The organism is Tropicibacter alexandrii (assembly GCF_003667315.2).
In the GTDB taxonomy this organism is placed as follows: domain Bacteria; phylum Pseudomonadota; class Alphaproteobacteria; order Rhodobacterales; family Rhodobacteraceae; genus Tropicibacter; species Tropicibacter alexandrii.
Map to the genome: position 1 here is coordinate 1 of NZ_RCTZ02000035.1, position 24,535 is coordinate 24,535.

A 24,535-nucleotide genomic window follows, 5' to 3' on the forward strand; every position below is an offset into this window, starting at 1 on the left:
CCGGCTGCGCTCACGGCGCTCCAGGTGGGACATTTCTGCTTTGCCAACCACGCGACATTTCTACTTGGTTGCAACATTGTGCATCGTTTGATTACGTCACCGTCGCCCGGCCTTCTGCCCGCAACACATTGCAGCAAAGAACAAACTTGGCGCGGTCAGCGCAAGCCGTTGCGCGCAATCAACCCTGCCAGCTCGGACACGGCGGCGTTGCGGGCCGCGGCGATGGCGCCCGGGCCAGCCTCTCCGCCGATCGGTGTCAGGATATCGAATTGCCGGGCGCGATCCGGGCCGAATTCCTCGGGTGCGACGAAGTACTGGCCGGACAGACGGAATTGCCCAGCCGTGGTTGCGTAGAAATCCTGCACCCGGATATCGACGCGGACATCCGGCAGACCTCGGAATGGCCAAGGCTCGGGCGCAACCAGCCGCCCGGTGATCACATCGAGGTCGCGCGCCACCTGTTGCGTAATCGCCCGGCCCGGCTCGTCCGACCAGAGCGGCCCCAGAGGCAGGATCGCGCCGTCCGCATCGCTTTGATAGATTTCCTCGGCCTGGGCGTAGCTCGGCAAGGTGACCGAGACAATTTCGATCCGCGCATACCGGCTTGCGACCTTTTCCAATGGCGCGGCTGCGGCGGTCAGCACCGGCGCGTCAAAGCGCGGTTCGGCGGTGTCGCAGCCGGTCATCAGCAAGGCGCAGGGCAGCGCAATCAGGGTCAAGGATTTCATGGCTTATCTCCCGGTGATCAGGGAATTGGGGTTGCGCTGGATCTGGCGCGCGAGTCGGTCGAAGCTTTGCGCGGCGGCCTCGATTTGTCGAATGGCTTGGCTCAACTCGCGGCCAAAGGTGCCGTCGGTATTGTAGCCAGCAATCGTCGATCCGGCTTGGTCGGCAACGCGGGCCAGCCGGTCCGCCAGACCCGGCAGGCTGCGCGACGCCTCTGCGATGGCCTCCGCCGCCTGACGCGCAGAGGCGAGCGTGGCATTGGCATTGTCGACGACGCCCCCTTCCTGCAAGTCTTCAAGCGTATTGCGCAACTCGGTAAGCGCACCGTTGAGGCTGTCGGGCAGCGCGCGCGTGCTGTCCTGATCGACCAGTTGGTCGATGCTGGCGAGCAGATCGCGCGCCTGCGCGGCCAGATCGTCGAGCGCGAGGTTCTCGGCATCCGACAGCACCGCGCTGGCCTGATCGGCCAGCCCCGGCAGACGCTGCGCCGTGCCGTCGAGCGACGCGACGAGGCGCGACACGCTGGCCATGATCTGGTCCTGCTGGGCCTGTTCGAGCAGCGTGTTCACACGGTCGGCGGCCTCTTGAAGCCCTTCGGCGAGTTGGCCCACCTGCCCCGGCAGCGCGGCGACATCCTCGGATTCGACGATCGTGCGCAAACTGTCCAAAGTCGTGCGCAGATCGCCCGGCAGCGCCGCCAGATCCTCGTTGGCGACCAATGCATCCGCGTTGCCCAGCAGCGCAGAGACCTGCTCGGCGATCTGTTGCAGCGGCAGCGCCTCGGCCTTGTCCAGCACCGCACCGGCCCGGTCCGCCAAGGGCGGCAGGGCTTGGGCCGTGTCTTCGAAGGCTGCGATCAAGTCGCTGACCGCCGCGACGACCTGCTGGTCCTCGACCTGCGTCAAAAGCCCGTTGAGCTTGGCGGAGGCATCGTTCAGCCCTTCGGCCAGTTGACCCACCTGCCCCGGAAGCGCCGCGATCTCCTCGCTTTCGGCCAGTTGCCGCACCGCTTGCAGGGTCGCGCGCAGATCCGCAGGCGCGGCCTGCACATCCTCGGAGCCGATCACGCCGCGCGCATCTTCGAGCAAGCCGATCAGTTCGGCCATCAGTTCCTCGACCGGCAGGTTGTCGACGCGCGACAGCAGCCCTTGTGCCGAGGCGGCGACATCGGTGACCTCGGCGGGCGCCGTGGGCAGCATCGGGTACGGGTCGGCCTGCCGGTCCAGCGCGGCGGGCGTGGCATCGGGCAGGTTGACGAATTCGACCTTCAATCCGCCGGTCAACAGCGAGGCCGTGACCAGCCGGGCGCGCAGACCCTCTTGCACGCGCCGTTCCAGAAAGGACAGGAAGGAGGCGCCCTCGTCGTCCTGCGCCAGCCCCAGACGACCCGGATTGATCCGGGCGGTGGCCACCAGCCGCACCTCGTCATCGCCGAAGCGATCGGCATCCACGACGCCGGAAATGGTCTGCACTTCGCCCAGTTTCAGCCCGCCGAGGCTGACATCGGCCCCGGCCTGCAACCCGGCGAGGTTCTCGTCGAAGATCATCATCAGGTCGACACTGCCGCCCTCGCCCTCGAGAAAGAAATCCTCGCGCGCGGTGGCTTCGTCAGGGTGCAGGGTGAACACCGCGTCCTTTTCCAGCGGCGTGCCGCCCGAGGCCAGCGTTTCAAAAGTCACGCCGCCCGAAATCAGCGAGGCCAGAGAGCTGAAATCAAGGCTTGCGCCGGATGCGTTCAGCGAAAAGCTGAACCCAGACGTGTCCCAGAACCGCGTCGAGGAACTGACGAGCTGGTCGTAGGGTTCAAGGATGACCGCCTCGGCGCGCACGCTCAAGCCCTGCCCGTCGACCTCGGCCTCGCCCATGCGGCCAACCTGAACGCCGCGATACAGGATCGGGGTGTTGGCCGTCGGCAGGCTGGTATCCGAGCGCAGGGTAAACACGGTGCCGCGTTCGCCAAGCGCCAGCAGCGGCGCGGTTTCCGCACCGATGAAACGCGCCTCGGCGGCGCTCGGCTCGCCATCCCATGCGCCCGCGATATAGACACCCGACAGCACCGTATCGAGCCCCGACACGCCCTGTGCCGTGACCTGCGGACGCACGATCCAGAACAGCGCATCGGCATCGACATAGGGGGCGATGGTCTGGTCCAGCCGGATGCCCGCCACGACCTGATCGAGGGTTTCGGAAAATTCGACCGTCTCGACGACACCCACCGGGATGTCACGATAGCGCAGCTCGGTCTCGCCCGGACGCACGCCCTCGGCCTGATTGAAGATGACCTCGATCAGCGGACCGCGCTCGGACCAGTTGCGCACGGCCACGCCCACGGCGGCGGCCACCGCCAGCACCGGGATCACCCAGATCAGGCTGAAGCCGGGACGGCGGGTCATCGGCTCTTCGCGCAGGGAACCGGGTTGGGTTGGGTCGTCTTGGGTCATTCACGTCTTTCGGTTGTGTTCGTCCCAGATCAGTCGCGTATCGAAGGATCGGGCGGACAGCATAGTAAATATGACGGACAGGGCAAAAGTCAGCGCCGCAGGTCCGGGACGGATCGAGGCGACAACCGACAACTGCACCAAGGCGCTGAGGATGGCGACGACGAAGACGTCGATCATCGACCAGCGCCCGATGAATTCCACCGCCTCGTAGAGGTGCAGCCGCGCCGCCGGGCTGCGGGCCGAGCCGCGCTGCACCGACACGGCCAGATAGGCGATGGCGAGGAACTTGGCCACCGGAATCGCGACCGAGGCCCCCAGCACGATGGCGGCGATGCCGATATCGCCGTGCTTGGCGATCTCGACCGCGCCGCCGACGATGGTGTTGGCGCTGGTTCCGGTCAGGGTCGAGGTCACCAGCATCGGCGAGAGGTTGGCCGGAACGTAGCACAGCAGGCCGGTCAGCCAAAACGCCCAGACCCGTTGCAGGCTGCGCGTGTGACGCGACTGCAAGGCATTGCCGCAGCGCCCGCAGGTCCCCTGCCCGCGTGGCCAGACAGAGGCACATTCGGTGCATGTCACCAAACCTGCGTCGATGGCGCGGGTCATGTCGGCTCTGCCTCTTCGAGGGCGGTCCAGATCGACCAACTGCACAAGTAGCGGTCGGCGACGACCACGATCAGCGACAGGACCGAGAACATCCAGAAGGCCGGGCCGAATTCCAGATGCGCAAGGTCCGAGACCTTGACCAGCGCCACCGCGCAACCGATCGAGAAGACCTCGGTCATGGCCCAAGGCCGCAGCGCCTGCGCGGTGCGGAACGCGCCCCGCGCCCGTGGCAGCGGCGGGCGGTCGAATTCCAGCGGCGCGATGACATAGACCAGCAGCGCCGTGCGCATCAGCGGCACCAGCACGATCAGCAAGACGGTCGCAACCGACACCAGAACCAGCAGACCGGACCGAAAGCTGGTGGCCACGTCCCACAGCGATACGCGATTGGCGATGCCCGCCGCGTCGATCGACAGAAAGGGAAAGATGGTGGCGGCGATCACCAGCACCATGACCGCGACCGACAGGGCGAGGATGTTGATGCCAGCGCGGTCGCGCGAGGTGATCAGCACGGTGCCGCAGCAGCGGCACAGCGCGCGATGGCCTTCGTCGGGGCGCGACAGCTGGTGCAGTTCGTCGCAGACCGGGCAGCCGATCAATTGCGCGGTATCGCCGATATTGCCCCCCTGCCCCATGTCACATACCTCATCTAGCTCCCCGTGGCTTAATCTTACCAAGGATGGGACACAAGATGTCACGTTGCAGCCCCCGGACAAGCCCGCATTTGCTGCGTGTGCGAAAACTGCCGACGGTTTGGTCGGTGTGCGACATGTTCCAACCAAGGTTCAACGAAAGTCTCCCGGCATACGTGCGCGGCCCAAAGATCGACAAATTTGCCGTGCATCCAGACCCAAAGGGAATCGACGGGTGAAGACGCATGACAGGTGATCCAAGGGGTTTGGTCAAAGACCTCTATCGCGGGCTGGCAAAGATGCTCGGCGATGACGAACGTCCCGTCGATTGGAAGACGCTGCTCGCCCGCGATCTTGCCGAAACGACGGAACGTTACCGCCGTCCGCGCATCGTGGTTCCGCGCATCCGGTCTTGGCACCGGCCGTTTCTGGCCAGTCTCTCGCTGCCCTCCCCGCGCGATATGCTCACGGAAATGAACGCCGTGGTCTGGGACGACGCCCCCCATCTGTGGAGCGTCTCTGGCCGGGGTGGGTACGTGTGCAACCCCGAACTGGACACGTGCCTGTGCCGGCATCCCAATGCCCTCTTGGCCGGGGCGCTGCATCAACTGGCGCAATCCTGCTTTCCGCCTGAAATCATGGTGGATTTCAGCTTTTACTTTACCGAAGTCGCGAACCGCAAAGTTCTGCGAGCGTCACGTATCCGGCAGGTTTACGTCTTTTATCTGTACCTGAACGGGACGGACCGGCACGCGGCCAGCATCGATCGCCTCATCGGAAGCGGCCCTGATCTGCGGGATTTGCGGGCGAAGATCACCAGGGCCAAGGCCGATTATGCCCTGCAAAAACCACAGGTGGACGCGTGGCGCGCCGCCGTCGAAACATGGGTCCACGATCAAAGCGACAACCGCCCCGCAGAGCCGCCCGACTGGCGCAAATACCTGACGCACAGGATGTGATCTGAGGGTGTGATCCGAAACGCAAAACGCCGCCCCGGTTTCCCGTGGGCGGCGTTCATGATTGCGTTTCGGCGGTTTACTTCTTCAGCTGCGTGACGTCGCGAACCGCGCCCTTGGCGGCGGAGGTGGTCAGCGCCGCATAGGCTTGCAGCGCGGTCGAGACCTTGCGCTTGCGCGGCTCGACGGGATGCCAGCCCTTTTCATCCTGCGCGGCGCGGCGCGCGGCCAGAACCGCGTCGTCCACCGCCAGATGGATGCGGCGGTTGGGGATGTCGATCTCGATCTTGTCGCCGGATTCGACCAGACCGATGGTGCCGCCCTCGGCCGCCTCGGGCGAGACGTGCCCGATGGACAGGCCCGACGTGCCGCCGGAAAAACGCCCATCGGTCAGCAGCGCGCAGGCTTTGCCCAGACCTTTGGATTTCAGATAGGAGGTCGGGTACAGCATTTCCTGCATGCCGGGGCCGCCCTTGGGGCCCTCGTAGCGGATGACGACCACGTCGCCCTCCTTGACCTTGCCGGTCAGGATGTCGCTGACGGCGGCGTCTTGGCTTTCGCAGACATGCGCGGTGCCGGTAAAGGTCAGGATCGAGGCGTCGACCCCGGCGGTCTTCACGATGCAGCCTTCCTCGGCGATATTGCCGAACAGGACCGCCAGACCGCCATCCTGGCTGAACGCGTGCTCCTTGGACCGGATCACGCCGCCCTCGCGGTCGGTGTCCAGATCCTTGAAGCGGTTCTCGGTCGAGAAGGCCTGCGTGGTGCGCACGCCACCCGGCGCGGCCTTGAACAGACGCTCGGCCTCGGGGTTGTTGGCAACCTTGATGTCCCAATGCCCGATGGCCTCGGCCATGGTCGCGCTGTGGACCGTGGCGCAATCCCCGTGCAAGAGGTTTGCCCGGTAAAGCTCTCCAAGGATTGAGAAAATCCCGCCCGCGCGGTGCACGTCCTCCATATGGACGTTCTCGATATTCGGCGCGACCTTGCACAGGCAGGGCACCTTGCGCGACAGCCGGTCGATATCGTCCATGGTGAAGTTCACCTCGCCCTCGCGGGCAATCGCCAGCAGGTGCAGAACGGTGTTCGTGGACCCGCCCATGGCGATGTCGAGGCTCATGGCGTTTTCAAACGCCTCGAAGGTCGCGATCTCGCGCGGCAAAAGCCCCTTGTCCTCAAGGTCATAGTGGCGCTTGGTGATCTCGACGATCTTGCGCCCGGCTTCGAGGAACAGGTGCTTGCGGTCCGCATGGGTCGCCAGCGTCGAGCCATTGCCCGGCAGCGCCAGACCCAGCGCCTCGGCCAGACAGTTCATCGAGTTGGCGGTGAACATGCCAGAGCACGACCCGCAGGTCGGGCAGGCGTTTTCCTCGATATGCTGGACCTGCTCATCGGTATAGGTGTCGCTGGCGGCGGCAACCATGGCATCGACGAGGTCGATTTTCTTCACATCCAGATCGGCAATGTCGATCTTGCCCGCTTCCATCGGCCCGCCCGAGACGAAGATCGCCGGGATGTTCAGGCGCATGGCAGCCATCAACATGCCGGGCGTGATCTTGTCACAGTTGGAGATGCAGACCATCGCGTCGGCGCAATGGGCGTTGACCATGTATTCGACGCTATCGGCGATCACCTCGCGCGACGGCAGCGAATACAGCATCCCGTCATGGCCCATCGCGATGCCGTCATCGACGGCGATGGTGTTGAATTCCTTGGCGACACCGCCCGCTTTCTCGACCTCGCGGGCGACCATCTGGCCAAGGTCCTTCAGGTGCACGTGGCCCGGCACGAACTGGGTAAAGCTGTTGACGATGGCGATGATCGGCTTGCCGAAATCGTCATCCCCCATGCCCGTTGCGCGCCACAAGCCTCTGGCGCCGGCCATATTGCGGCCATGGGTGCTGGTTCTCGAACGATAACGGGGCATGCGGACCTCCCTGATTTGCGAATTTCGCGGACCATATATCGCACAGGTCCCGGAGGGAACGGCAATTCGTGCACGAAAACGGCCCTCGCACGTCATATGCGAAGGCCGGTGACCCCGCGCAAGGTGGGTTCAGAAAAACGCCTGCAATCCGGTCTGCGCACGGCCAAGGATCAGCGCATGCACGTCATGGGTGCCTTCATAGGTGTTGACCGTCTCAAGGTTGACCATGTGGCGGATCACCTGGAATTCGGCGGAAATCCCGTTGCCGCCATGCATGTCGCGGGCGTGGCGCGCGATCTCCAGCGCCTTGCCGCAATTGTTGCGTTTCAGGATGCTGATCATCTCGGGCGCGGCCTGCGCCTGATCCATCAGGCGGCCAACCTGAAGGCAGCCTTGCATCCCCAGCGCGATCTCGGTCTGCATGTCGGCCAGTTTTTTCTGGAACAGCTGGGTCTGGGCCAGCGGGCGCCCGAATTGCTTGCGGTCCAGCCCGTATTGCCGTGCCGCGTGCCAGCAGAATTCCGCAGCCCCCATCACACCCCAAGCGATGCCATAGCGCGCCCGGTTCAGACAGCCGAACGGGCCTTTCAAGCCCTCGACATGCGGCAGCAACGCCTCCTCACCGACCTCGACCCCGTCCAGCACGATCTCGCCGGTGATCGAGGCGCGAAGGGACAGCTTTTGCCCGATCTTCGGCGCGCTGAGGCCCTTGGTGCCCTTGTCCAGAACGAAGCCCCGGATCTTGCCGCCATGCGCGTCGGATTTCGCCCAGACGACAAAGACATCGGCGATGGGCGCGTTGGAAATCCACATTTTCGAGCCGGTCAGACGGTAGCCGCCATCGGTCTTTTCGGCGCGGGTCTTCATGCTGCCCGGGTCGCTGCCCGCATCCGGTTCGGTCAGGCCGAAACAGCCGATCCATTCGCCGGTGGCCAGCTTCGGCAGGTATTTCATGCGCTGCTCTTCGGACCCGTAAGCATAGATCGGGTACATCACGAGGCTGGATTGCACCGACATCATCGACCGATAACCGCTGTCGATCCGCTCGATTTCGCGCGCCACAAGCCCGTAGGACACGTAGCCCGCGCCGAGCCCGCCATATTGCTCGGGCACCGTGACGCCCAGCAGGCCCATGGCCCCCATCTCGCGGAACACCTCCGGGTCGGTGGTTTCCTCCATGAAGGCGTTGGTGACCTTGGGTGCCAGCTTTTCCGCCGCGAAATCGCGCGCAGCTTGCGACAGCATGCGTTCTTCTTCGGTCAGTTGCTCGTTGAAGCGGAACGGGTCCTCCCAGTCGAAGCGGCCCAAATCGGGAGCGTCCTTGGCTTTGAGGGCGGGTTTGCTCATCTCGTTCATCATGTCCTCCTGATTTGGGGGCATCATAGCTTGCGCATAGCGCAAGGAAAAACGATAATTCCGCAAGCATTCATGAGGAAATGTCATGCGTTTGCCGCCAATCACCGCCCTGCGCGCGCTTGAGGCGCTTGACCGTCTGGGCAGCGCCACCCGCGCCGCCGAAGAGCTGAACCTGACGCAAAGCGCCGTGTCACGGCAGTTGAAATCGCTGGAGGATCATCTGGGCGTCGAGATTTTTTTGAGGGATCGCAGGGTGTTGCGCCTCACACCTCAGGCAATGGATTATGCGGCCGACGTGCGTGTCGCGCTGGATCGTCTGGCGCAGGCGGGGCTGGCCTTGCGGCTGGATCCGACCGGGGGCGCGCTGAACCTTGCGATCCTGCCCAGCTTCGGCATGCGCTGGCTCGTGCCGCGCCTGCCGGATTTCGCGCGCCGTCACCCCGACATCACCGTCAACATGAGTACACGACTGCATCCATTTGATTTTTCGTCCGAAACCTTTGACGCAGCAATTCATTTCGGACGCCCCGAAGCGTGGCCCGGCACCGATCACCTGCCCTTGATTGAGGAGTTGGGCCGCCCTGTCGCTGCGCCCTCGCTGGTGCCGCGGCCGCTTGCGCCGCAGGCAATCGCGCGGCTTCCGCTGTTGCATATCCAGTCCCGCCCGCGCGCATGGTCGCGGTGGTTCGATCTGCAAGGCGCGCCTCAGGGGCCACTGTCGGGCACCAGCTTCGACCAGTTCTCGACGCTCTTGCAGGCGGCGCTGCACGGCTTGGGCGTGGCGCTTTTGCCCGACGACCTGACCGAGGCGGACCGTCACGCGGGCCGGTTGCATGCCGCGTCCGAGGCCGAGCCGGTGCCGCTGGGCCAGTACCACCTTGTATGGCCGCGCGAACGGCCCGTCCCGCCAGCCCTGCGCGCCTTCATCGACTGGCTCGGCCATATCGAAGACGAGATGCTGCCGCGTTGACCCCCCTTGCGCCGCCTGACCGACCGGTCCAAAACCCATGCCATGACCCAACCCGACCTTCTCTGCATCGGCTCCGTCCTGTGGGACGTAATCGGGCGCAGCCCCGGCCATATGCCGCTGGGCGCGGACCGGCCCGGCCGCATCACCCGCCTGCCCGGCGGTGTCGCCATGAACATCGCCATGGGGCTGGCCAAGCATGGCCTTGCCCCGGCGTTGCTGACTGCCATTGGCCGCGATGCCGAGGGCGAGGAATTGATCGCCCAGTGCCGTCGCATGGGCCTTGTCACCGATTATGCCTACCGGCCCGAGGACCTGCCGACCGATGTCTACATGGCGATCGAGGCGGCCAACGGGCTGATCGCCGCCATCGCCGACGCTCATTCGCTTGAGGCCGCCGGGGATAAGATCCTGACGCCGGTGACAGGCGGACCGCTCGGCGCGCCCGACCGGCCCTATGAGGGGATCGTGGCGCTGGACGGCAACCTGACGACCGACCTGCTGAGCCGCATCGCCACCGATCCGGTCTTTGCCCGCGCTGATCTGCGCATCGCACCCGCCAGCCCCGGCAAGGCCGAGCGGCTGCTAGCCTTTGTCCATGCCGGGCGCGGCACGCTATACGTCAATCTCGAAGAGGCGGGCCTGCTGTGCCAGACCCGCTTCGCCACCGCGCCGGAGGCCGCCCATGCGCTGGTTGCGCGCGGCGCGGCCCGGGCGCTGGTCACCAATGGCGGGCAGCCTTGCGCCGATGCCACGGCAGATCAGACCCTGACCCGGACCCCGCCGCCGGTTCTGGTCACGCGGGTCACCGGCGCGGGCGACAGCTTCATGGCGGCCCATATCGCCGCCGAGCGTGCCGGCACGCCCCGTGAGGACGCACTCGACCGCGCGCTGGCCGCCGCCGCCGCCCATGTTTCCGGAGATATCGCCACATGACCTGCTACACCCTGTCGCCCGCAATTCGTGCCGCAAAGGACGCCGGAACCCCGGTTGTCGCGCTTGAATCGACCATTATCACGCACGGAATGCCCTATCCGCAGAACCTCGAAACGGCGCGGCTGGTCGAACAGACGGTGCGCGACAACGGTGCGGAGCCCGCCACCATCGCGGTGATGGACGGGACGCTGCATATCGGCCTGACGGATGCACAGTTGGAACAGTTGGCTCAGGCAAAGGGCGTTGCCAAACTGTCCCGCGCCGACATGGCGGTCTGCATGGCACAGGGCGGCACCGGCGCCACCACTGTCGCCGCGACGATGATCGCCGCGCAACTGGCGGGGATCGAGGTCTTTGCCACCGGCGGTATTGGCGGGGTGCACAAGGGCGCCGAGGACAGCTTCGACATATCCGCCGACCTGGCCGAATTGTCGCAGACAGCCGTCACGGTTGTAGCAGCTGGCGCCAAGGCCATCCTTGATCTGCCCAAGACCATGGAAGTGCTGGAAACCAATGGCGTACCGGTCATTGCCGTCGGCCAAGACGAGCTGCCGGCCTTCTGGTCGCGGGCCTCAGGGATCAAGGCACCGCTGCGGCTCGACAGCGCGGGCGAGATTGCACGGGCCCATCGCATGCGCGCCACGCTGGGCCTGCCCGGCGGGCAGTTGATCGCCAACCCGATTCCGGCCGCGCATGAAATCCCCGCCGACACGCTCGCCCCGATCATCGCCGAGGCCACCCGCGACGCGGACACCCACGGAATCACCGGCAAGGGTGTCACCCCCTACCTGCTGCAACGCATCTACGAGCTGACCGAGGGCCGGTCGCTTGATGCGAACATCCAGCTGGTTCTCAATAATGCGCGCCTTGCGGCCGCGATTGCCAGTGAATTGGGCGCATTGCCTCGCAATTGATGTCTTATGCGGCAGCGCCCATTGTGCCGGACGCCGGGACCACCTAACTTCGCTCCGAAACACGTTTCTGGACCCGGCGATGACCAATCCCTTTGACAAAGAACCCAAGCGCGCGGGCATCCTGACGCGCCTGCGCAACTCGTTCCTGACGGGGATCGTGGTCATTGCGCCTGTCGGCCTGACCGTCTGGCTGATCTGGACCGTGATCGGCTGGGTCGACGGCTTCGTCTGGCCCTTCGTGCCGGAATCCTATCACCCGACACAGCTGGTGAACCGCACGCTGGGACTGGAAGGCGACGACCAGATCATCGTCAACGTGCGCGGCCTCGGCGTCGTCGTCTTCCTGCTGTTCACCATCATCGTCGGCTGGATCGCCAAGGGGCTGATCGGCCGCTCGATGATCCGCTTTGGCGAGAGCCTCGTGGAACGCACGCCGGTCGTGCGCTCGATCTATTCCGGGATCAAGCAACTGGCCGAAACGGTCTTCGCCCAATCCGAACGCAGCTTCGAAAAGGCCTGCCTGATCGAATACCCGCGCAAGGGCATCTGGGCGATCGGCTTCATCTCCACCGAGGCCAAGGGCGAAATCCTTGCCAAGACCCCCACCATGGGCGGCATGACCTCGGTCTTCGTGCCGACCACGCCCAACCCGACCTCCGGCTTCTTGCTGTTCTTCCCGAACGAGGACGTGGTCGAACTGGACATGTCCATCGAGGACGCCGCCAAGCTGGTGATCTCGGCGGGGCTTGTCTATCCGAACAAGGAGAAGGCCAAGCAAGGCGTCGAAGAGATGTTGCGCAAGGCGTCCTAACTGACTGCCCGAAATCGTGCAGCAAACGCCCGGCTTGCCGGGCGATCCGACCTCGAACGCCCGGTTCTAGTTAAACATGCCACGCAGGTCCGCGGTCTGGTTTTTGCCTATGGCGTCGCGATGGTCGGCAAGAAACATGCCGGCCGCTCGCCGTCCGGCGGTCTTCAACTGGGACAGGACCGAGGGGATCGGCAGGGTCTTGGTCGCCACCGACAATTCGTTCATCAAGGTATCGTCGGAAATCATGTGGACCCGCACCCGCTTCATGGCGCCATCCGGGATCGCCCCCTGTTCTAGCAAGCGTTGCACGAAATCGATGGCCCGCAACTCGCGCAGGAGCGACGAGTTGAAGCTGATCTCGTTGATCCGGTTCTGGATCTCGTGCGGCGTCACCGGCACCTTCTCGCGATACAGGGGGTTGATGTTGACGATGACGACATCACCCGGCAATTCGGGCTCGAAGAACGGGAACAGCGCCGGGTTGCCGGTATAGCCGCCATCCCAGAAGGCCTCGACGACCCCGGTCAGCGGGTCCTCCAACTCGACCGCCTGAAACAGGGTCGGCAGGCAGGCCGAAGCCATGATCGCCTTGCCAGAGATGCCATCGCCCCGAAACAGCCGGATCTTGCCGTCGCGCACATGGGTCGCACAAACCGTCAGATCGGGCCCCGCCGCCGCGCAGACTTCGTCGAAGTCGAGCCTTGCGACGACCTTCTCCAGCGGGTTGCGGTAAAGCGGCCCCCAAGCATAGGGCGACAACATGCGCGCCACCGCCTCGCCCCACATATAAGGCACCGAATATTCCAGCGACCGGCTGACAAGGCCGGGATCGGGCAGCCACGCCTGCAGCCATAGCGGCAAGGCGATATCGTCGAGCGCACCGATCTGGGCCCATGTCTCTTCCAGCAACGCACGGGCGCCGTCGCGCCCGCCGCGGACCATGCCCGCCTTCAGTGCCGCGCCGTTCAGCGCCCCGGCCGAAGTCCCGGAAATCGCGGCAATCTCGATATCCTCCTCTTCCAGAAGCCGATCCAGCACCCCCCAAGTGAAGGCGCCATGCGCACCGCCGCCCTGCAGGGCGAGATTGATCCTGATCTTGTCGCTCATTCTGTCGCCCCTGCTTCTTTGGTCCTAAAATACCTTGGGGGGAATTGGCCGCAGGCCAAGGGGGACAAAGCCCCCTACCCGCCCTTACAGCGCGGTCCAGCCGCCATCGACGCTGATCGTCGTGCCGGTGATCTGGCTTGCGGCATCCGAACACAGGAAGACCGCCGTGCCGCCCAGTTGCTCGACCGTGGCGAATTCCTTGGAGGGCTGGCGTTCCAGCATGACCTTTTCGATCACCTCGTCGCGGCCCATGCCGTATTTTTCCATCGTATCGGGGATCTGTGCCTCGACCAGCGGGGTCAGCACGTAGCCCGGGCAGATCGCATTCGCCGTGATCGGCTCGCGCGCGGTTTCCAGCGCGGTGACCTTGGTTAGGCCGACGACGCCGTGCTTGGCGGCGACATAGGCCGATTTGAAGGGCGAGGCCGTCAGACCATGCGCCGAGGCGATGTTGATCACCCGGCCCCAGCCCGCCTTGCGCATCATCGGCAGCGCGGCGGCGGTGGTGTGGAACGCCGACGACATGTTGATCGCGATGATCGCATCCCATTTCTCCAGCGGGAATTCGTCGATGGGCGCCACGTGCTGAATGCCCGCATTGTTCACGAGGATGTCGCAGGCCCCGGCCTGTTCGACCAGCGCGCGGCAGTCCGACGCCTTGGACATGTCCGCCTTGATATACCGGCAGGTGACGCCGTGCGCCTTGGCGATTTCGTCGGCCAGCGCGTGATCCTCGTCCCGATCGGTGAAGGAATTGATGACCACATCCGCGCCTGCGCGCGCCAATTCGTGTGCGACGCCCAGGCCGATGCCGGAATTGGAACCCGTGATGATTGCGGTCTTGCCCTTCAGTGACATGGTGATGCTCCCGTTATGCTGCTTTGCAGCAACCATAAGCCATGCCATGTCGAAGGAAAGGGCAATCGCGTCCAAGACGGGTGGCCGGGTGCCCAGAAAAAAAACCCCGGCCGAAGCCGGGGTTAAGTCATTGAGGCAGGTTTCATACAGGCAAGAAACCTATCGAGCAGTGCATTCCTTATAAGCAATCCCTCGCCCGAGTCCAAGCTAAAAGTTTGAAAAGGCGTAAAAGCCCCTATACGCTCAGGGCCAATAAAACAGGGTCATACAGGGATTGTCGCCGAAATGAGCGTTAATTTTTTCCATAAAATGCTTCGGGCCAGTGCGGTTTGCGGGCTGATCGGCGCAGGGGGATTCGCCGTGGCCGAGTCCCAGCATGGCATAGCTATGTATGGCGAACCCGCCCTGCCACCGGATTTTGTGTCCCTGCCCTATGCCGACCCGGATGCGCCCAAGGGCGGCTATATCGCCACCGGCGAGGTCGGCAGCTTCGACAGCCTCAACCCGTATATCCTCAAAGGCGGCACGCCGTGGCAGCTGCGCTTTCTTGGTGTCGAAAGCCTGATGGGCCGGAACTGGGACGAACCTTTCTCACTCTACGGGCTTCTGGCCGAATCGATTGAGGTTGGCGAGAACCGCGAATGGGTGGAATTCACCCTCCGACCCGAGGCGCGATTCTCGGATGGCAGCCCGGTCACGGTCGAGGATGTGATGTGGTCCTACGAGACGCTCGGCACTGTCGGCCACCCGCGCTATCACGGCGTCTGGGGCAAGATCGACAAGATGGAGCAGACCGGCGAGCGCAAGATCAAGTTCACCTTCAATGCCGAGGACCGCGAATTGGCGCTGCTGGTCGGCATGCGCCCGATCCTGAAAAAGGCGCAATGGGACGGCAAGGATTTCACCGAATCCGGTCTGGACGTCATCCCGATCACCTCGGCCCCCTACACGATCACCGATTTCGAAGCGGGGCGCTTTGTCGAACTGACCCGCGATCCGGACTATTGGGGCAAGGATGTGCCGATCCGGCGCGGCACGCAGAACCTCGACACGATCCGGCTGGAATTCTTTGGCGACGAGACCGCGTTTTTCGAGGCGTTCAAGGGTGGCATCCTGAATTCGATGCGGGAATTCAACGCCTCCAAATGGGAAACCCAGTATGACTTCCCGGCGATCTCCGCTGGTGAGGTCGTCAAGGAAGAGATCCCCCATGGCCGCCCCACCGGGATCACCGGTTTCGTCATGAACACCCGCAAGGACATGTTCGCCGACTGGCGCGTGCGCGAGGCGCTGATACAGGCGTTTAACTTCGAGTTCATCAACGAAACCCTGACCGGCAGCACCCAGCCGCGCATCACCTCGTATTTCTCGAACTCGATTCTCGGCATGGATCACGGCCCCGCCGAGGGCCGCGTGCTGGAATTCCTCAAACCCTTCGCCGATCAGGTCCCGCCGGGCGTGATCGAAGGTTACAGCCTGCCGGTCAGCGATGGCAGCGAGCGCAACCGGGACAACATCCGCTCGGCGCTGGCGCTGCTGGAAGAGGCCGGTTGGACGGTGCAGGACGGCGTGCTGAAGAACGCCTCGGGCGAACCCTTCGAATTCGAGATCCTGCTGGGTCAGGGTCAGGTCGAGAACACCACGATTGCCAATCTCTATGTCGAAACTCTGAACCGCCTCGGGATCACCGCCACCGTCACCTCGATCGACGGGCCGCAATATCGCGAGCGCACGGATAATTTCGATTTCGACATGACGGTCTATCGGCGCGGCGTGTCGCTGTCGCCGGGCAACGAGCAATACGCCTATTGGGGCTCGGAAGCCGCCGACCAACCCGGATCGCGCAACTATATGGGGGTGAAATCGCCCGCCATCGACGCGATGATCGGAAAGCTTCTGAACTCGGAAAGCCAAGAGGACTTCCGCGCGGCGACCAAGGCGCTGGACCGGCTTCTGACCGCGGGGCGCTACGTGATCCCGTTCTATGAATTCAACATCTCGCGGCTGGCCCATGCGAAAGAGTTGAAACACCCCGAATACATCCCGATCTATGGCGACTGGATCGAGTGGCAGCCGGATGTCTGGTACTGGCTGGACGAATAAGACAAGAGCAAAGAGGCAAACGATGAAGAAAGCAGTATTGTTCGGGATCGTGGCGTTGACCCTTGCGGGCTGCGGCACGGTCGAAGGGATCGGCAAGGATATTTCGGGCGGGGCGCGTACCGTCCAAAGCTGGTTCTGACCCATCGGGGGGCCTAGGGCCAATCCCGGCCTGCGCCGGGACTGGTCCGGGATACGACCTTTGGGTAAAAGACCGGGATTGGCGGGGCCTGTAGACTGGGACCACACCAACGAGCAGGACCGCCATGACCGACCCAGCCAAAGTCCGGATTGACAGCACGCACGGCACAGCGCTGGTGGTCGACGACCACCCGTTGTTTTGCGATGCGCTGACGCTGACGCTGCAATCGATCGCAGATTTCGATGAAATCCGCACTGCGGGCACGCTGGAGAAGGCGCTGGACGTGGTGGCGCAGGACCCCGCGCTGTCGCTGATCGTTCTGGACCTGAACCTGCCTGATGTGAACGGGCTCGATGGGCTGGTGCGGCTGCGCAATGCCGCGGCGCGGGCCCGAATCATCATCGCCTCGTCGATGGCGGACAACACCATGATCAGCCACGCGCTGAAGGCGGGCGCGGACGGCTTCGTGCCCAAGCATTCGCAGCGGTCCGTATTCCGCCGCGCCTTCGAGGCGGTCAGCGCCGGGCAAAGCTTCGTCCCCGACGGGTTCATCGACCCCACGGGAAGCTCGGACAACAACCCCGACGATGCGCTGGCCCGGCTGGCCAGCCTGACCAACCAGCAGGCCCGCATCCTGCACCTGATCTGCGAGGGCAAGCTGAACAAGCAGATCGCCTACGACCTGACCATCGCCGAAACCACCGTCAAGGCGCATGTCACCGCGATCATGCGCAAGCTGGGCGTGCATTCACGCACGCAGGCGGTTCTGGTCGCGCAGGAGGCGCGCTTTGCGAGGGTCTTGCCAACCGACGGCTAGACCGCCATCCTTTCCACCCGACGCAGGAGGAGAGCGATCCGTGGACGGAGCCTTGAGGGAGGAGAGTGCAGCAGCGCTGCGCACAGCGCAGGTGCCGATCACCGCACTGAACCCGGGGCGTGAACTGGCCGACCGGCTGGGCGATGGCCCGTTTGCACTTGTCTGCCTGTTTGCCTCGCCGGATGCCGATTTCGCCGACCTGACGCGCGAGGCGCATATCGCGTTTCGCGGCGCCGATGTCTTTGCCTGCACCACCGCCGGTGAACTGGGCGAACACGGCTACGAAGAGGGGCAGATCATCGCCGTGGCCTTTCCCCGCGCCTATTTCGCGGTCTCGGCCTATGCGATCGACGATCTCGACCACATGGACGACCAGCGCATCATCGACTCGGTGATCCAGCGCCGTATGGCACTGAACCGGGATGCACCCGACATGCCCTCGGAATTCGCCTTTCTCATGGTCGACGGGTTGTCCCTGCGCGAGGAACACCTGTCCGGCGTGCTGGCCTCGGGCCTCGGGCCGATGCCATTGTTCGGCGGATCGTCCGGAGATGGCACCGCGTTCCGCAGCACATGGCTCAGCCATAACGGCACGATCCGACAGAACGCGGCCCTGCTGGCGCTGGTCCGGTCGCGCTGCCGGGTCAAGGTCTTCAGCCTCGACAACCTCATTCCCACGGACACGCGCATGGTCGTCACCCGCGCCGACCCGGAGGCGCGCGTGGTCCACGAACTCAACGCCGAGACCGCGGCGCTGGAATATGCGCGGCTTTTGGGCAAGGACCCGAACCAGCTTGATCCCTTCACCTTCGCGGCCCATCCGGTGGTGCTGCGCCTTGGCGACACCCACCATGTGCGCGCCATCCAGCGGGTCAGCGAGAACGGCGATCTGGTGTTCTTCTCCGCGATCAACGAAGGCATGGTCCTGTCGCTGGCCGATCACGAGGATATCTCGGCCCATCTGGAGGCAGGCCTGTCCCGGCTGGCGCGGGGCGTCGCACCGGACCATATCCTTGGCTGCGATTGCATCCTGCGCCGGATCGAGGCCGGGCAATTGCAAAAGACGCGCGAGATCTCGGACATCCTGCAACGCCACCGCGTGATCGGCTTTTCCACCTATGGCGAGCAGATCGGTGCCTTGCACGTCAACCAGACCCTGACCGGCGTGGCGATCTATCCCCCTTTGGACGGTGTGTAGATGTCGCTGATCAACCCTGCGGACAGCCTTGAACGGCAAAACGCAAAGCTGCAAATCATCGCCGAGGCGCTGATGAAGCGCGTCGAATACGGGTCCGAGCAATCCTCGGCCGCCTATGCGCAATTCGAGCGCGCCGCGCTGCTGGAACGCCGGGTGCGCGAACGCACACTGGAGCTGGAGCGCACGCTCGACCTGCTGCACGAATCCAACGCCCAACTGGCCCGCGCCAATGACGAGACCGAGGCCGCCCGCCGCAACCTCGCCGACGCGATCGAGACCGTGTCCGAGGGCTTTGCCCTGTTCGATCCGGCCGATGTGTTGGTCATGTGCAATTCGCGCTTTTGCCGGGATTTCCGCGACACGGCCCGCGACCTGCGCCCCGGCACGCCCTTTGCCGGCTATGTCGACCGGGTCAGCCGCTCGCGCTATCTGGCGCTGCCGCAGGGCACCACGGCAGAGGCCTGGGCCGCGCAGCGCATCCGCCGTCACGTCGACCGGCATGTCATGTTCAACGTGCAACTGGCGCAGGGGCGCTGGTTGCAGGTGTCGGAGCATCGCACGGCGAATGGCGGCACCGTCGTCCTGCAAACCGACGTCACCGACCTGATCCGGCTCGAACGGGCCGAGCGCGAACGGCTGAAGGACAAGCAGGCGCGGATGATCCGCGCGACGCTGGACCATCTGAACCAAGGCGTTGCGATCTTCGACGAAAACGGGCGATTGGTGGGCTGGAACGCCAAGATGGCGGGCCTTCTGGAATTGCCCGCCCGACGGCTGCAACTGGGGGCCAGCTTCAACACGCTGCTCGACCTGATGGCGGATGACGTGACCTTCACGCGCGGGCTAGACCGCGACGGCTTCCGGCGATGGGCCGCACGCGATGCCGAGCGCGGCCCCGTCAGTTTCGAGATCCAGCGCGGAGAGCGCGCGGTCTTGCAGATCTTTGGCCGGGGCATGCCCGACCGGGGCTTCGTGATCTCGGTGACGGATGTCACCGCCGAACGCGAGGCCGCCGCCAAGCTGGCCGAGTTGAATGAGATCCTCGAACAGCGGGTGATGGAGCGCACCTTGGAGCTGGAGGATGCCCTCAGCGCCGCCGAACGGGCCAATGCCTCGAAATCGCGATTTGTCGCCGCCGCGAGCCATGACCTGCTGCAACCGCTCTCTGCCGCCAAGCTGTACGTGTCCTCGCTGGCGGATCGCTGCACGGCGGACAGCGACAGGTCGGTCCTGAACAAGGCCGAAAGCGCGCTGACCTCCGCCGAGCAGATCATCGACGCGCTTCTGGACATCTCGAAACTCGACGGCGACGGCGTGCAATTCGACATCCGCCCGGTGGCGCTGCGCGACATCCTGCGCCCGCTTGTGGATGAGATGGAGGTGCTGGCCCTGCGCAAGGGATTGAGCTTGCACTATGTCGATACCAACCTGATCATCGAAAGCGACCCGTCCTACCTGCGGCGCATCGCGCAGAACCTCTTGGCCAATGCGATCCGTTATACCGAGGCGGGCAAGGTGCTGGTGGGCGTGCGCCGCAATGGTGGCTCCGCCCGGATCGAGGTCTGGGACACCGGCCCCGGCATCGCCGAAGAGGACCAGAACGCCATCTTCGAGGAATTCAAGCGGCTCGACACCAAGGCCAGCCGGAACGAGGGGCTGGGCCTTGGCCTCGCCATCGTGGAACAGGCCTGCGCACGGCTCGGCCACCCGATGGGACTGTGGTCCGAGCCCGGGCAAGGCTCGTGTTTCATGGTCAACGTGCCGATTGCCGGTCAGGCCGGTCCACGCAGCCCGACCGGGCGCCGCAGCGCCCGCCCCGTGGGCCTCGCACAGGCTGGGCTGGTGGCGCTGTTGGTCGAGAACGACCCGCAACTGCGCCGCGCCTTGTCGATCATGCTCGAAAGTTGGCAGGTCAACGTGCTCGAGGCCGAGGACGCGGCCAGCGCGCTGTCCTTGCTCGACGATTTGCAACTGGTCCCCGACGCGCTGCTTCTGGATTACCAGCTGGGCCCGGGTCCCACAGGGCTTGCGCTATACAAATCCCTGACCGAGCAGATGGGCCCCCTGCCCTGCGCCATCGTATCGGCGGACCGGTCCACGGGCCTGCGCGCCGATTGCAAGAGCTTGGGCATCGAATTCCTTCCCAAGCCCATGGATCGCCACAAGCTCAGCCACTTCCTCGAAACCGTGGCGGCGGGCATGTCCTGACCGGGGTTTCTTCTGGCCTGAAATACCGTGGGGGAATGCGCGGCACGCGCAGGGGGCGAAGCCCCGAACGGGGGTCCGGGGGCAACGCCCCCGGGACGTAGAGCGCGGCGCAGCCGCTCCGTCAGGTCACGGCGCCTACATCATCCCCTTGCAGCCGCGCGGACTGTTTGGCTTGCCGATATGATGCGGGTTCAGGACAAGGATCCAACGCTCGGGATAGCCCGGCGCCTTGGTCCGGCGATAGGTGCAGCCCTGCGCGGTCGTCATGTAGTCGCCCGACGGCACGGCAACATAGCCTTGGGTCGAGACATAGGGTTGCGCCTGCGCCATCAGGACATGGTCCTTGGGCAGATCCGCATCGCTGGTGGTCAGCGAGGCAAGGCCGATGGTGGCAAGACCGGCAAGCGTGGACAGGGACATGGGCAAGGTTCCTTTGGCGGTGCGAACGAAACGGTCCATGCGTTGGACCTCTTGTCGTTCTTGCCCGCCATTCCTCACCAAAGCGTGCAGGACCCGTGGCGAAACCATGTCAATCGCACAGCATTTTAGCGGTCGCCTCAGACCGCGATCACCACGTCCGCGCGCAGCCCGCCAAGCGCTTCGCTGGCGCCCAGCCGCAACACCCCGCCATGGGCGCGCGCGATATCGGCGGCGATCGCCAGCCCCAGCCCAACGCCCGACCCGCGGTCCTGATTGCGCGCCGGGTCCAGCCGCACGAAGGGCCGCAAGGCGCTTTCGCGATCCTCCGGCGCGATCCCCGGCCCGTCATCTTCGACCCGGATGCGCAGGGATTTCTCGGTCAGCGACAGCGACACGATGCAGCGCGTGCCATAGCGCCCGGCATTCGACACGAGGTTCTCCACCGCGCGCCGCAGCGCGCGCGGCCGCAGCATCACCTCGCGCGACACCGGCATCTCACCAAGGGTCACGTCCTGCCCGGCGCGCTGGCAATCCGCGACGATGCCGGTGACCAGCGCCACCGGATCGGTCAGCTCCGAGGCCGAGGTCTCGGCATCGCCCCGCGCGAAATCGAGAAAGGCATCGATCAGCCGCTGCATTTCCTCGACATCGCGCTCCAGCGGCTCGCGGTCCTCGTCATCGAGCAGCGACAACCCCAGCCGCAGGCGTGTCAGCGGCGTGCGCAGATCGTGGCTGACGCCGGACAGCATCATGGTGCGCTGTTCGATATGGCGTTCGATGCGGGCCCGCATGTCGAGAAAGGCATGGCCCGCCGCGCGCACCTCGACCGCCCCCGACGGCGAATATGGCACGTTGCGCCCACGGCCAAAGGCCTCTGCCGCCTGCGCAAGCCGGGTGATCGGGCGCAGCTGGTTGCGCAGGTACAAAAACGCGATCAAGGTCATCAGGCCACCGAAGAACAGCATGTTCACCAGCAATTGGTGCGGTGCCGAGGCCGAGGCGCGCCCGCGTTCCAGGTCGGCACGATACAGCGCCTCGCCGTTGCGGACATATAGCCGGACGGTGCGGTTGTCCGGCAGTTCGATCCGCTCGATCCCCTTGACCCGTCGGCCGAGTTCGCGGATCACCACCAGCCCAGACAGGTCGAACCAGCGCCGGTCATTTTCCGCGGGCAGCGCGCTTTCGGGGACTTCGGTCAGGGGCACGTTCAGCGGTTGTTGCAACGCGTCCCCGGGCAGGCCCGCAACCGCCAGATTGACCGAGCGCGCCAATTCGCTCGACATTTGTTCGGTCACGCCTTCGAAATGGCGCTGGATGAACACCACCGACACCACCAGCTGCAAGGTCACGACCGGCAGCACGAGGATCAGCGCTGCGCGCCCATAAAGCCCGCGGGGCATATACTGTTTGAGCCAGTCAAAGGACATGCGCTAGTTCTAATCCCAAGCGCCGCGCCGCACCATTGCCAAAAGAGACCAAGATGCACGACCCGCAACCGGATTTCCGCCCCGTCCCCGGCATGGCCGAGCCGCTTTCGCCCGGTCTGCGTCGCATCGTGGCGCCCAACCCGTCGCCCATGACCTTTCGCGGCACCAACACCTATCTCGTCGGTACGACGAAACTGGCGGTGATCGATCCCGGGCCCGACGATCCGGCGCACCTCGACGCGATCCTTGCGGCCAGCACCGGCGCGCGCATCACCCATATTCTCGTCACCCATGCGCATCTCGACCACGCGCCCCTGTCCCGGGACCTGTCGCGCGCGACCGGCGCCCCCGTCTACGCGTTTGGCCATGCGGAGGCGGGCCGCAGCGCAACGATGCAAGCGCTGGCCGAAAGCGGTCTGGTGGGCGGTGGCGAAGGCGTCGATCATGGCTTCGACCCGGACGAGCTGCTGGAGGACGGCGACATCCTGCACGGCCCGGATTGGAGCCTGCGCGCCCTGCACACGCCCGGCCACATGGCCAACCACATGGCTTTCGCTTGGGACGACAAGCTGTTTTCCGGCGACCTCGTGATGGGTTGGGCGACGTCGCTGGTCTCGCCGCCCGATGGCGATCTGACGGCCTTCATGGCCTCGGTCCGGCGGCTTCAGGCGCAGGACTGGTCCGTCCTGCATCCGGGCCATGGCGCCCCGGTCGACAACCCCGCGATGCGCCTGCAAGAGCTTCTGGCCCATAGGCTTGGGCGCGAGGCATCGATTCTCGACGCGCTTGGCGATGGTCCGGCCAGCGCCGAGGCCCTGACCCATCGGATCTACACCGACACGCCGCGCCCCCTTCTGGCCGCGGCCGAGCGCAACGTCCTTGCGCATCTGATCGACCTCAGCACACGCGGCCTTGTCACGGCGCGGGGCGGTTTGTCGGCCCGTGCCGTATTCGCGCGACTGTGACGCGGGGCCAAGAAAATTACCGCAAAGGGCAAAAAGCCACTGGACGGGCCAAAACGACTTGGCTATAGACCGCCCCAATTCCGGCGTAGCTCAGCGGTAGAGCAGTTGACTGTTAATCAATTGGTCGTAGGTTCGATCCCTACCGCCGGAGCCAAAATACCAGCTACCCCCTGAAATCATTGGATTTTCGGGTTCCAGATTCGGAGCTCGACGACGAGGTGCACAGTCTGGTGCACATGGCGGTGCACAACGTGTGCACAGGAGGGCATGCCTATGCCCCGGAATCGGAGCTTGCCGCCCCACCTCGAAATCCGCCGCGCTGGCTACTTTTGGCGCAGACGCCTACCCCGGTCCCTACGGGACCGGGGCGAGGCCACCTCCGACCTGCCGGGAGAAGAAGACACGACGCGGCCGAAAAAAGTTTTTCTGTGCTTCTCGCTTCGCAACCAAATCCTCCGCGACGCGAAGATCCTGGCCCGCTGTCTCACCGAGATGAGCGACTTGGTCTTCGCCGCAGACGCGGAGATGATGATGGCGATTGCGCCCGAAGTTCAGGTCCGGATGTTGGAGAACCTCGCTCGGTTCGAGATCGAGGCCTTTGAGCGTATGCGCGCCGTGGCCGCTCCCCGCAGTCCGGAGGCCGCCGCCCAAGATCTCCGACGTGAAGAGGCACTGCAGACGACCTTGCGACAGGCGATTTACCTCGGCGATCGGCAGGTAGCGCTGCGCCCGTTGCACCACGTTGCCGAGCGACTCGGCATCGAACTCGACAACAGCGACGAGGACTGGAGCGCGCTGGCCTACGAGGCGACCAAGGTCCTGCTCGACATAAGCCAAGAGCGCTCCCGCCGTCAGCAAGGGATCTACGAACAGCCGACACTGTTCTTCCGCCGTGCCATCAGAACGGCCGGAATAACCCCGAGCGAGGATCGAACCGCCCCAGCAGTGGACCTGTCTCGTTTTCGTGCCGCCCCAGGTGCTCGTTTAGGCCACTTTTCTCTCGAAAGCGACGGGGCTTTTC

At 64.7% G+C, this 24,535-nt stretch carries 22 protein-coding genes and 1 tRNA gene; 13 read left to right on the forward strand and 10 right to left on the reverse strand.

Translation table 11 applies throughout. From position 1 onward, the window contains the following. Positions 1 to 155 precede the first annotated feature (155 nt). The 4 genes from D8Z78_RS23570 to D8Z78_RS23585 are packed head-to-tail and all read right to left on the reverse strand — an operon-like array spanning position 156 to position 4,408. Positions 156 to 728 carry a PqiC family protein gene (locus D8Z78_RS23570; protein WP_121634399.1) on the reverse strand — a complete coding sequence of 191 codons (573 nt, stop codon included), beginning with the start codon at positions 726 to 728 and terminating at the stop codon, positions 156 to 158. 3 nt (positions 729 to 731) lie between these two features. Beyond that, the gene (locus tag D8Z78_RS23575) at positions 732 to 3,167 is read right to left on the reverse strand and encodes an MlaD family protein (RefSeq protein WP_121634401.1); all 2,436 of its coding nucleotides are present in this window, start codon (positions 3,165 to 3,167) and stop codon (positions 732 to 734) included. Then, positions 3,168 to 3,773 (reverse strand): paraquat-inducible protein A, encoded by a 606-nt coding sequence (locus D8Z78_RS23580; RefSeq protein ID WP_121634403.1) that lies wholly within the window; start codon positions 3,771 to 3,773, stop codon positions 3,168 to 3,170. Beyond that, on the reverse strand, positions 3,770 to 4,408 hold the full coding sequence (locus D8Z78_RS23585) for a paraquat-inducible protein A (protein WP_121634405.1): 639 nt from the start codon (positions 4,406 to 4,408) through the stop codon (positions 3,770 to 3,772). The genes D8Z78_RS23580 and D8Z78_RS23585 overlap by 4 nt, the downstream gene beginning before the upstream one ends. Before the next feature lie 296 nt (positions 4,409 to 4,704). Between D8Z78_RS23585 and D8Z78_RS23590 the strand changes: the two genes are divergently transcribed. Continuing rightward, on the forward strand, positions 4,705 to 5,364 hold the full coding sequence (locus D8Z78_RS23590; RefSeq protein WP_128910911.1) for a hypothetical protein: 660 nt from the start codon (positions 4,705 to 4,707) through the stop codon (positions 5,362 to 5,364). Between the two features lie 76 nt (positions 5,365 to 5,440). Here D8Z78_RS23590 and ilvD read toward each other — a convergent pair whose 3' ends face one another. Both ilvD and D8Z78_RS23600 read right to left on the reverse strand, forming a co-directional pair. Next, positions 5,441 to 7,288, reverse strand: coding sequence for a dihydroxy-acid dehydratase (gene ilvD, locus D8Z78_RS23595; RefSeq protein WP_121634409.1), 1,848 nt, complete (start codon positions 7,286 to 7,288; stop codon positions 5,441 to 5,443). Between the two features lie 129 nt (positions 7,289 to 7,417). Continuing rightward, complete coding sequence (locus tag D8Z78_RS23600; protein WP_420824340.1) at positions 7,418 to 8,644, reverse strand: acyl-CoA dehydrogenase; 1,227 nt, start codon at positions 8,642 to 8,644, stop codon at positions 7,418 to 7,420. 85 nt (positions 8,645 to 8,729) lie between these two features. On the opposite strand from D8Z78_RS23600, the gene D8Z78_RS23605 reads away from it, so the two are divergent. The 4 genes from D8Z78_RS23605 to D8Z78_RS23620 all read left to right on the forward strand — a co-directional run bounded on the left by D8Z78_RS23605 (position 8,730) and on the right by D8Z78_RS23620 (position 12,272). Beyond that, a complete protein-coding gene (locus D8Z78_RS23605; protein ID WP_121634413.1) occupies positions 8,730 to 9,614 on the forward strand; it encodes a LysR substrate-binding domain-containing protein in 885 nt (294 codons plus the stop codon). Between the two features lie 42 nt (positions 9,615 to 9,656). Then, positions 9,657 to 10,547, forward strand: coding sequence for a PfkB family carbohydrate kinase (locus D8Z78_RS23610; RefSeq protein WP_121634437.1), 891 nt, complete (start codon positions 9,657 to 9,659; stop codon positions 10,545 to 10,547). Further along, positions 10,544 to 11,461 (forward strand): pseudouridine-5'-phosphate glycosidase, encoded by a 918-nt coding sequence (locus D8Z78_RS23615; protein WP_121634414.1) that lies wholly within the window; start codon positions 10,544 to 10,546, stop codon positions 11,459 to 11,461. The genes D8Z78_RS23610 and D8Z78_RS23615 overlap by 4 nt, the downstream gene beginning before the upstream one ends. A 79-nt stretch (positions 11,462 to 11,540) precedes the next feature. After that, positions 11,541 to 12,272, forward strand: a complete 732-nt coding sequence (locus D8Z78_RS23620; protein WP_121634416.1) for a DUF502 domain-containing protein — start codon at positions 11,541 to 11,543, stop codon at positions 12,270 to 12,272. A 66-nt stretch (positions 12,273 to 12,338) separates the two neighbouring features. Here D8Z78_RS23620 and D8Z78_RS23625 read toward each other — a convergent pair whose 3' ends face one another. Both D8Z78_RS23625 and D8Z78_RS23630 read right to left on the reverse strand, forming a co-directional pair. Continuing rightward, positions 12,339 to 13,379 (reverse strand): patatin-like phospholipase family protein, encoded by a 1,041-nt coding sequence (locus tag D8Z78_RS23625; RefSeq protein WP_121634418.1) that lies wholly within the window; start codon positions 13,377 to 13,379, stop codon positions 12,339 to 12,341. An 84-nt stretch (positions 13,380 to 13,463) separates the two neighbouring features. Next, positions 13,464 to 14,237: a 3-hydroxybutyrate dehydrogenase gene (locus D8Z78_RS23630; protein WP_121634420.1), complete on the reverse strand. Its 774-nt coding sequence runs from the start codon at positions 14,235 to 14,237 to the stop codon at positions 13,464 to 13,466. Between the two features lie 309 nt (positions 14,238 to 14,546). Here D8Z78_RS23630 and D8Z78_RS23635 point away from each other — a divergent pair, with 309 nt between their 5' ends. The 5 genes from D8Z78_RS23635 (at position 14,547) to D8Z78_RS23655 (ending at position 20,702) form a co-directional block, all read left to right on the forward strand. Beyond that, a complete protein-coding gene (locus D8Z78_RS23635; protein ID WP_240672251.1) occupies positions 14,547 to 16,340 on the forward strand; it encodes an extracellular solute-binding protein in 1,794 nt (597 codons plus the stop codon). Positions 16,341 to 16,362: 22 nt separating this feature from the next. Next, positions 16,363 to 16,479, forward strand: coding sequence for an entericidin EcnA/B family protein (locus tag D8Z78_RS23640; RefSeq protein ID WP_121634424.1), 117 nt, complete (start codon positions 16,363 to 16,365; stop codon positions 16,477 to 16,479). Positions 16,480 to 16,603: 124 nt separating this feature from the next. Next, on the forward strand, positions 16,604 to 17,296 hold the full coding sequence (locus tag D8Z78_RS23645; protein ID WP_121634426.1) for a LuxR C-terminal-related transcriptional regulator: 693 nt from the start codon (positions 16,604 to 16,606) through the stop codon (positions 17,294 to 17,296). A gap of 40 nt (positions 17,297 to 17,336) precedes the next feature. Next, on the forward strand, positions 17,337 to 18,494 hold the full coding sequence (locus D8Z78_RS23650) for an FIST N-terminal domain-containing protein (protein ID WP_240672253.1): 1,158 nt from the start codon (positions 17,337 to 17,339) through the stop codon (positions 18,492 to 18,494). After that, positions 18,495 to 20,702, forward strand: coding sequence for a hybrid sensor histidine kinase/response regulator (locus D8Z78_RS23655; protein WP_121634429.1), 2,208 nt, complete (start codon positions 18,495 to 18,497; stop codon positions 20,700 to 20,702). 135 nt (positions 20,703 to 20,837) lie between these two features. On the opposite strand, the gene D8Z78_RS23660 is transcribed toward D8Z78_RS23655, so the two are convergent. Both D8Z78_RS23660 and D8Z78_RS23665 read right to left on the reverse strand, forming a co-directional pair. Then, entirely contained in the window at positions 20,838 to 21,161 is a 324-nt protein-coding gene (locus tag D8Z78_RS23660; protein ID WP_121634431.1) for a hypothetical protein, read from the reverse strand. A 98-nt stretch (positions 21,162 to 21,259) separates the two neighbouring features. Then, on the reverse strand, positions 21,260 to 22,549 hold the full coding sequence (locus D8Z78_RS23665) for an ATP-binding protein (RefSeq protein ID WP_121634433.1): 1,290 nt from the start codon (positions 22,547 to 22,549) through the stop codon (positions 21,260 to 21,262). A gap of 53 nt (positions 22,550 to 22,602) precedes the next feature. On the opposite strand from D8Z78_RS23665, the gene D8Z78_RS23670 reads away from it, so the two are divergent. From D8Z78_RS23670 to D8Z78_RS23680, 3 genes are all read left to right on the forward strand, one after another. Continuing rightward, complete coding sequence (locus D8Z78_RS23670) at positions 22,603 to 23,514, forward strand: MBL fold metallo-hydrolase (protein WP_121634435.1); 912 nt, start codon at positions 22,603 to 22,605, stop codon at positions 23,512 to 23,514. Between the two features lie 79 nt (positions 23,515 to 23,593). Then, positions 23,594 to 23,668: transfer RNA gene (locus D8Z78_RS23675), tRNA-Asn, on the forward strand. 338 nt (positions 23,669 to 24,006) lie between these two features. Then, on the forward strand, positions 24,007 to 24,535 hold a 529-nt coding region (locus D8Z78_RS23680), incomplete at its 3' end, for a hypothetical protein (RefSeq protein WP_206169731.1).

Coding starts and splice junctions, on each gene's coding strand:
- D8Z78_RS23570 (WP_121634399.1), bottom strand. CDS start 728: ATGAAATCCTTGACCCTGATTGCGCTGCCCTGCGCCTTGCTGATGACC.
- D8Z78_RS23575 (WP_121634401.1), bottom strand. CDS start 3,167: ATGACCCAAGACGACCCAACCCAACCCGGTTCCCTGCGCGAAGAGCCG.
- D8Z78_RS23580 (WP_121634403.1), bottom strand. CDS start 3,773: ATGACCCGCGCCATCGACGCAGGTTTGGTGACATGCACCGAATGTGCC.
- D8Z78_RS23585 (WP_121634405.1), bottom strand. CDS start 4,408: ATGGGGCAGGGGGGCAATATCGGCGATACCGCGCAATTGATCGGCTGC.
- D8Z78_RS23590 (WP_128910911.1), top strand. CDS start 4,705: ATGCTCGGCGATGACGAACGTCCCGTCGATTGGAAGACGCTGCTCGCC.
- ilvD (WP_121634409.1), bottom strand. CDS start 7,288: ATGCCCCGTTATCGTTCGAGAACCAGCACCCATGGCCGCAATATGGCC.
- D8Z78_RS23600 (WP_420824340.1), bottom strand. CDS start 8,644: ATGAACGAGATGAGCAAACCCGCCCTCAAAGCCAAGGACGCTCCCGAT.
- D8Z78_RS23605 (WP_121634413.1), top strand. CDS start 8,730: ATGCGTTTGCCGCCAATCACCGCCCTGCGCGCGCTTGAGGCGCTTGAC.
- D8Z78_RS23610 (WP_121634437.1), top strand. CDS start 9,657: ATGACCCAACCCGACCTTCTCTGCATCGGCTCCGTCCTGTGGGACGTA.
- D8Z78_RS23615 (WP_121634414.1), top strand. CDS start 10,544: ATGACCTGCTACACCCTGTCGCCCGCAATTCGTGCCGCAAAGGACGCC.
- D8Z78_RS23620 (WP_121634416.1), top strand. CDS start 11,541: ATGACCAATCCCTTTGACAAAGAACCCAAGCGCGCGGGCATCCTGACG.
- D8Z78_RS23625 (WP_121634418.1), bottom strand. CDS start 13,379: ATGAGCGACAAGATCAGGATCAATCTCGCCCTGCAGGGCGGCGGTGCG.
- D8Z78_RS23630 (WP_121634420.1), bottom strand. CDS start 14,237: ATGTCACTGAAGGGCAAGACCGCAATCATCACGGGTTCCAATTCCGGC.
- D8Z78_RS23635 (WP_240672251.1), top strand. CDS start 14,547: ATGCTTCGGGCCAGTGCGGTTTGCGGGCTGATCGGCGCAGGGGGATTC.
- D8Z78_RS23640 (WP_121634424.1), top strand. CDS start 16,363: ATGAAGAAAGCAGTATTGTTCGGGATCGTGGCGTTGACCCTTGCGGGC.
- D8Z78_RS23645 (WP_121634426.1), top strand. CDS start 16,604: ATGACCGACCCAGCCAAAGTCCGGATTGACAGCACGCACGGCACAGCG.
- D8Z78_RS23655 (WP_121634429.1), top strand. CDS start 18,495: ATGTCGCTGATCAACCCTGCGGACAGCCTTGAACGGCAAAACGCAAAG.
- D8Z78_RS23660 (WP_121634431.1), bottom strand. CDS start 21,161: ATGGACCGTTTCGTTCGCACCGCCAAAGGAACCTTGCCCATGTCCCTG.
- D8Z78_RS23665 (WP_121634433.1), bottom strand. CDS start 22,549: ATGTCCTTTGACTGGCTCAAACAGTATATGCCCCGCGGGCTTTATGGG.
- D8Z78_RS23670 (WP_121634435.1), top strand. CDS start 22,603: ATGCACGACCCGCAACCGGATTTCCGCCCCGTCCCCGGCATGGCCGAG.